This window comes from Acinetobacter sp. YH12218, from assembly GCF_013417925.1.
Lineage (GTDB): Bacteria > Pseudomonadota > Gammaproteobacteria > Pseudomonadales > Moraxellaceae > Acinetobacter > Acinetobacter amyesii.
Map to the genome: position 1 here is coordinate 1 of NZ_VPDB01000103.1, position 7,515 is coordinate 7,515.

General features: G+C 35.7%; 7 protein-coding genes. 6 read left to right on the forward strand and 1 reads right to left on the reverse strand.

Annotated elements, in window-relative coordinates:
* From FTV03_RS17825 to FTV03_RS16485, 6 genes are all read left to right on the forward strand, one after another.
* A partial coding sequence (locus FTV03_RS17825; protein WP_218950675.1) for a hypothetical protein occupies nucleotides 1-214 on the forward strand: 214 nt, incomplete at its 5' end.
* A 62-nt stretch (nucleotides 215-276) separates the two neighbouring features.
* On the forward strand, nucleotides 277-1,929 hold the full coding sequence (mobQ, locus tag FTV03_RS16465; RefSeq protein ID WP_004870770.1) for a MobQ family relaxase: 1,653 nt from the start codon (nucleotides 277-279) through the stop codon (nucleotides 1,927-1,929).
* 711 nt (nucleotides 1,930-2,640) lie between these two features.
* Nucleotides 2,641-3,582, forward strand: coding sequence for a replication initiation protein (locus tag FTV03_RS16470; protein WP_020846814.1), 942 nt, complete (start codon nucleotides 2,641-2,643; stop codon nucleotides 3,580-3,582).
* Nucleotides 3,579-3,866, forward strand: a complete 288-nt coding sequence (locus tag FTV03_RS16475; RefSeq protein ID WP_004870774.1) for a hypothetical protein — start codon at nucleotides 3,579-3,581, stop codon at nucleotides 3,864-3,866. The genes FTV03_RS16470 and FTV03_RS16475 overlap by 4 nt, the downstream gene beginning before the upstream one ends.
* A gap of 597 nt (nucleotides 3,867-4,463) precedes the next feature.
* The gene (gene msr(E), locus FTV03_RS16480) at nucleotides 4,464-5,939 is read left to right on the forward strand and encodes an ABC-F type ribosomal protection protein Msr(E) (protein ID WP_000052512.1); all 1,476 of its coding nucleotides are present in this window, start codon (nucleotides 4,464-4,466) and stop codon (nucleotides 5,937-5,939) included.
* Nucleotides 5,940-5,994: 55 nt separating this feature from the next.
* Nucleotides 5,995-6,879 (forward strand): Mph(E) family macrolide 2'-phosphotransferase, encoded by an 885-nt coding sequence (locus FTV03_RS16485; RefSeq protein ID WP_180041305.1) that lies wholly within the window; start codon nucleotides 5,995-5,997, stop codon nucleotides 6,877-6,879.
* Between the two features lie 319 nt (nucleotides 6,880-7,198).
* Here the strand turns inward: FTV03_RS16485 and FTV03_RS16490 are convergent, their stop codons facing one another.
* Nucleotides 7,199-7,501 (reverse strand): hypothetical protein, encoded by a 303-nt coding sequence (locus FTV03_RS16490; RefSeq protein ID WP_163169824.1) that lies wholly within the window; start codon nucleotides 7,499-7,501, stop codon nucleotides 7,199-7,201.
* Nucleotides 7,502-7,515: the final 14 nt, after the last annotated feature.

Below are 7,515 nucleotides of genomic sequence, written 5' to 3' on the forward strand. Positions count from 1 at the left end.
TCTTTTAGCTGTCTTAAGCGTTCTTCTTGCTTTGCAATTTTTTGCTCTAAATTATCAACACTCATACCATCACCGTATCAAGGAATCCCCCTCAAGCATAGGTCTGTTTGAATTGAAATTCAAGACAGCCCATGCTATCGTGGTTTTCCCGAAGGGCGCACTTAGCCATTGGATTTCATCCAATGGTGCGACAAGGGGTAAATCCCCTTTGTAATCCCCTGACCAACATATACATGTTGGTAATTTCGATAAATCGAAATAAAGAGCAAAAGCAAAATGGCGATATATCATTTTTCAGTTAAAACGATTAGTAGAGGTAATGGACGATCGGCCGTTGCTTGTGCTGCATATCGTTCAAGTGAAAAATTGGTATGCGATTTTTATGGAAAAGAACAAGACTACACAAGAAAAACTGGTGTCGAATTTACAAAAATCTATGCACCTGAAAATACAAATACTGAGTTACTCAAGCGCCAAACACTTTGGAATGAAGTCGAAAAGGTTGAACGTAGAAAAGATGCATTACTTGCAAGAGAGTTTGAGATTGCATTTCCCAGTGAGTTAAACGCTGAACAGCGTGAAAATATGCTCAATGAACTTTGCCGAAACCTCGTTAAAAAATACGGTGTCATCGTTGATGCTGCTATTCATGCACCTCATACAGACAGTGGAAGTGATGAACGCAACTACCATGCACACATCATGTTCACAACCCGAAGTATTAATGAGCAGGGTGGCTTTTCAGCAAAAAAATATAGGGACTTCAGTCGTGACAATGGCACAGAAACTGTAAGCCACTGGAGAGAATCATTTGCAGAGTTATGCAATCATCACCTGGAACAAAATGGATTTGATGAACGTGTCGATCACAGAAGTTATGAAGACCAGGAAAGTGACCTAGAAGCAACTCAGCACGAAGGTCCTCAAGCGACATACCTCCGGAGACGAGGGATATTTACAGAAATTAGTCTGAAAAATGATGAAATTAAGCTACGTAATTTAAAAATCAAAAAGGTCATCGCACTGGATGAAAACATCAAAGTATCTGAGGATCTTGTTCAAAAAGTACGAAGTGAGCTTCAGTTTCAATACTCTCAAGCTGAGTATTCAGAAAAAACTTCTCAGAAACTTTATGAATTCCAAAATGAAGAATTATCAAAATTAACAACAAAATTAGACACGATGAGTTCTGCAATATCAGAACTACGCAAAAAAGAGCCTTTATTTTTTAAAACAAAATGGATCAATCAAATAAATGACCTGATCGACCAACACAACACCCAACTAGACATCCAAAAGCATATTTCTGGTCTTAGTGAAATAGAAAAAAAAGAGAGATATTCTGATCATTTAAATAAATGGACAGAAGAAAATCAGCTGCTCCAGCCTAAAAAGTCTTTTGCAAAATTTGACGAACCGAACATCACTGTTAAACAACGAAAACTTAATGATCAAATTTCAAATATAGATCATCAAATTTCTGAAATATCACGCAGAGAAACTGAGTATCAAGAGTATGTACGCGATCAAAGACTGGAGATCATAAATAGTTATATATTTGAAGAAGATAACTATGGAAATAAATACTTTAGTCCTCAAAATGGTGAAAAACAAAAGCGACTATATGCAGAAGAAATGGAAGATCTAAAAATCCAAGAATTGCATGCGGCTTTTACAAAAAAAATTGAGACCGAAGCGCAGCAAGAGTTTTCCCAAAAAAGAGCAATACAGCTCGAAAACGACCGAAAAGATCGTGAATCTAGAGAACAGCAGTTACGTAAAGAACGAGAGCAACAAGAACAACGCTATGCACAAGAACGAGAGCAACAAGAACATTTGGCATTTGTAAGACGCCAAGAACAAGAAAAACAGCAGAGAAATGAGCCTAAAAAGCCAGAAAATGACAATAACCATGACTACACGCCTTAGAAATCCCATTTAAGCGCAAAAAAACGGGGGTTTTAGCGACTTTTGATAGAAATACAGTAAAACTATAGTTGATAAAAATAAAATCGCTTAGAACGCAAATGAGAGCCTTTTAGCGAGTATCTACGAGCGACACAACGAAAGTTTGCTTATTCCCCCTCTGAAAAACCGTTTTTTATTGAATTACTGGGGACAGTGATTAGCGAGTGTCTACGAGCGAAGTATTGATGCTTTTGCTCGTCAAAAAGCATGAGCATAGCGAATGCATTATTCATGTTTTGCTTTTTGAATCCTTGATCATATATGCAAAAAACTGCCCCCCACGAAGCGAGTGAAACGAGCTTCAATAGAGTACGAGCTTTAGCGAGTACCAAGGGCAGTTTTAATAACTCACTTTGGAAATAAATTCCCTTTTATTCTTTTAAAAAGCTTTTAAAAGCTTTTAGACCCCCCTATAAACCACGCCTAGCAATGCTTTCAGACTTTAAAAAACTACTTTTACCGGACATTAAACTACAAATGCCGGACAAAATGGACTTAAAAAACTACTTTTACCGGACATAGAAACTACTTTTACCGGACATTAAACTACAAGAAAAAGTTTGTAGTTTTGTTAAAAAACTACAAAAATAGTAGTCAAAAAATAAACGACAATGTATGTTTAAGCTACATAAATACCAATGTAGTTAGTTAGTTTTTTGGGGTTGTAGTTATATGGACGAAAATAAAAAAACATATCCTCTGAGCTGGGTTGTTATGCAAAACAATGTTCAAGAATGCTTTAAGAGTATGAACATTGATGAAAAACGAATGTTAATACTTGCTAGCCCAATTGCTAGAACCACTGATGCAACTGAAAAAGACCGAATTATGATTACGGCAGAAGAGTTTGCTAGAGAATGTGGCATTAAAACGCATTCCGCATATACGCAGTTAGAACTAGCCAGCAAGAATCTACTTAAAAGAAATTTCTCTTATAACAATGAAAGAGGAAAAAAGGTGCTGTCGAATTGGGTGATTGATTGCACTTATGAAGACGGAGGGATAGCTATACGTTTCCCTGAAATCGTTCTACTGATGTTAAAAGAGTTTGATAAATTAAACCCTTATACAAAATATAAAAAAGATATCGTACTAAGTTTGAAAAAAGATTACTCATTCGATCTTTATCATTTAGCTAAAAAGCATCAAGCAATGGGACAATTTGAAATGTCCTTAGAACATATAAAAAATGAGCTGGGTTTGCCCAAATCTTATGACAAACTCTGTAATTTAAAAGACCGAGTAATGAAGCCTTCATTAAATGAGATTACAACTAATACAGATATTGAACTCACTTATGAAAATGTAAAAAAAGGGCGTTCAGTAGTTGGCTTTAAATTTATAGTGAAAGAAAAACCTAAGCCAAAATTAATAGCGCCTCAGCGAGATCAAAGAACTATAGATATGTTCTGCAATTTATCTGATGCTCAAATTAACAAGTACAGCACTATTTTATCTAAACTTTCTGAGCTATCAGACCTCAGTAATTTCCCAGACTACCCGACATTTGCCCTCTGGATTAGTGGCATCTTACGAGATCCGAAAAGTGTAAGAGAGGAAACAACAAAACGGATTTTTAAAGCTCTTCATAGCAAGACGGATTTTAAACCATGAGAACTAAGGCTGAATTAGATGCAATGAGTCATCAAGAACTCAAAGATTATGAGCAAAGTTTACTTGCTCTGTGGACACCAAGAATGGCTATTGAAAGTGACATTGAAAGGTTAAGCACTCATCACAGCGAATTATTAGAGGTTTTTAATCAATTAAAGAATCCGGATGCACCTAAAAATTCACGTTTAAAAGATTCAATCTTGTCTCTGAAATATAAAATCGAATCGCTTGAAGGTAAGTTGAGTGATCTTATTCAAGATAATCGCTTAAATTCTGCAGATTGAATTATTCAGTTTATTTAATCAAAATCGTGGAACATTGATTAAAGACTAGGCGTGGAACGTGAAAAGTAATAAAAAAAGCCCAGTCATTGACGACTGGGCTAGAAAATTGAAACTACAGCGTTGAATTTTCACGAGAATTATAACAAATTTCGTATAAGGTGTATTATGTTAATTTTAGAAAATCTTCACTACTATTATTTTAAAATAAGCCTTATATCCAAGCATAAAACAAGGTTGTCTAGACTTCTTTTAACAGTAAAGTTATCATAAAACTGAATTTTATTTTTTAGGTAAGTTTATGCATTCTATCCGCATTCGTTAAGACACAACTATTTGCATAGTGACACTATTTTATAATGGTGGGCTTTTGTTGTGTCTTTAAGAATATATGCGGATATATAAAGTAAAAGTATGCTTAATTTATAAGTATGCTTTTAGTGCATAGTTTCCAGTTATAACTTAATTGACTAGCTATTTGTCCACCCTGTGGATGAATAGCTTTTTTTTTGGGAGGACACTGTGATGCTAGCTTTTGTTTTCACCTAAATCCTGTTTGCTGCATAAAAAATTTCAAGAGCTAAACAGGAGTAAATAAAAATGAGTTTAATTATTAAAGCGAGAAACATACGCTTGGATTATGCTGGGCGTGATGTTTTGGATATTGATGAATTGGAAATTCACTCTTATGACCGTATTGGTCTTGTGGGTGATAACGGAGCAGGAAAGAGTAGTTTACTCAAAGTACTTAATGGCGAAATTGTTTTAGCCGAAGCGACATTACAGCGTTTTGGTGATTTTGCACATATCAGCCAACTGGGCGGAATCGAAATAGAAACGGTCGAAGACCGGGCAATGTTATCTCGCCTTGGTGTTTCCAATGTACAAAACGACACAATGAGTGGCGGAGAGGAAACTCGTGCAAAAATTGCTGCCGCATTTTCCCAACAAGTACATGGCATTCTAGCGGATGAACCAACCAGCCACCTTGATCTCAATGGAATAGATCTACTTATTGGTCAACTTAAAGCATTTGATGGAGCATTACTTGTTATCAGTCATGACCGATATTTTCTTGATATGGTTGTAGACAAGATATGGGAGTTAAAAGACGGTAAAATTACGGAATATTGGGGTGGTTACTCGGATTACTTGCGTCAAAAAGAAGAAGAGCGACAACACCAAGCCGTAGAATATGAGCTGATGATGAAGGAACGGGAGCGATTAGAATCTGCTGTGCAAGAAAAACGCCAGCAAGCTAATCGATTAGACAATAAGAAAAAAGGAGAAAAATCCAAAAACTCTACCGAAAGTGCTGGACGACTTGGGCATGCAAAAATGACTGGCACCAAGCAAAGAAAACTGTATCAGGCAGCTAAGAGTATGGAAAAGCGTTTGGCTGCATTAGAAGATATTCAAGCACCAGAGCATTTGCGTTCTATTCGTTTTCGTCAAAGTTCAGCCCTAGAACTGCACAATAAGTTCCCGATTACGGCAGATGGTCTGAGCTTAAAATTTGGTAGCCGTACTATCTTTGATGACGCTAACTTTATAATACCGCTTGGCGCTAAAGTCGCTATAACTGGATCGAATGGAACAGGGAAAACGTCCTTGTTAAAAATGATATCAGAACGTGCTGATGGATTAACCATATCTCCAAAAGCTGAAATTGGCTACTTTACACAAACAGGATATAAATTTAACACGCATAAATCTGTGCTCTCCTTTATGCAGGAAGAGTGCGAGTACACAGTTGCGGAAATTCGTGCAGTATTGGCTTCAATGGGGATCGGAGCGAATGATATTCAAAAAAACTTATCCGACTTATCGGGAGGTGAAATCATCAAACTGCTTTTATCCAAAATGCTTTTAGGAAAATATAATATTTTGCTTATGGATGAACCAGGAAACTATCTTGACCTAAAAAGTATTGCCGCATTAGAAACAATGATGAAGTCCTATGCAGGAACTATTATCTTCGTATCTCATGACAAGCAATTGGTCGATAATATTGCTGACATTATCTACGAGATCAAAGACCACAAAATCATCAAGACTTTTGAGAGAGATTGTTAATGATAGCCAATCTAATCCGAACATTAATTATTGAACTCTTTAAAGGAAATTAAAAATGACAATTCAAGATATTCAATCACTTGCTGAAGCACACGGCTTGTTGCTTACGGACAAAATGAATTTCAATGAAATGGGCATTGATTTTAAGGTCGTTTTTGCTCTTGATACAAAGGGGCAACAATGGTTGCTGCGTATTCCTCGTCGTGATGGCATGAGGGAACAAATCAAGAAAGAAAAACGCATTTTAGAATTGGTAAAAAAATATCTTTCTGTAGAGGTTCCTGATTGGAGAATTTCATCTACAGAATTAGTGGCTTATCCCATACTTAAAGATAATCCTGTTTTAAATTTGGATGCTGAAACCTATGAAATAATTTGGAATATGGACAAAGATAGCCCGAAATACATAACATCTTTGGCAAAAACCTTATTTGAAATCCATAGTATTCCTGAAAAAGAAGTTCGGGAAAATGATTTGAAAATTATGAAACCTTCAGATTTAAGACCTGAAATAGCAAACAATTTGCAGTTAGTAAAATCTGAAATTGGTATAAGTGAGCAATTGGAAACCCGCTACAGAAAATGGTTGGATAATGATGTTCTATGGGCAGATTTCACCCAATTTATACATGGCGATTTATATGCTGGGCATGTACTAGCTTCAAAGGATGGAGCTGTTTCAGGCGTTATTGATTGGTCAACAGCCCATATAGATGACCCAGCGATTGATTTTGCTGGGCATGTAACTTTGTTTGGAGAAGAAAGCCTCAAAACTCTAATCATCGAGTATGAAAAACTAGGGGGTAAAGTTTGGAATAAACTATATGAACAGACTTTAGAAAGAGCAGCGGCCTCTCCTTTGATGTATGGTTTATTTGCCTTAGAAACTCAAAATGAAAGCCTTATCGTTGGAGCAAAAGCTCAGTTGGGAGTTATATAATTTAAAAATATGATTGCTGAGAACTGCCTTGTTTTGAAACTTGGTTGGCTTTAATTAGTTTTTAGTATTCTTTATAGAAAATGCCTCGATCAAGGGGCATTTCTAACAATCATTTAACATAAAATTTCATATACGAAATTCGGGTGTTAGAACCCATTCAAAGTGTACTCATCAGTACACTTTGAAATTTTGATATAAAAAATTTAACATAAAATCTCATATACGAAATTCGGGTATTAGAACCCATTCAAAGTGTACTCATCAGTACACTTTGAAATTTTGATATAAAAAATTTAACATAAAATCTCTTATGCGAAATTTAGGTCTTATCCCAAATAAATCCATTAAAAAGATCTTTATCTTTCTGCTTATTTTCTTCGGTCTTATTTTCCGTATTTAAAAATTGCTCAAAATCGGCTAATTGCTGCTTAAACGATTCATCATTTTTTAATTTATTTAAAGCCCAAGCTCCCAGTAGAATTTTACGTCTCGTATCATCTTTTCTTTGTTGATCAGAAACTTTCTTTTTTTCACGTGCAATGGCAGCTTTTTTCTGTTCTTTTAGCTGTCTTAAGCGTTCTTCTTGCTTTGCAATTTTTTGCTCTAAATTATCAACACTCATACCATCACCGTATC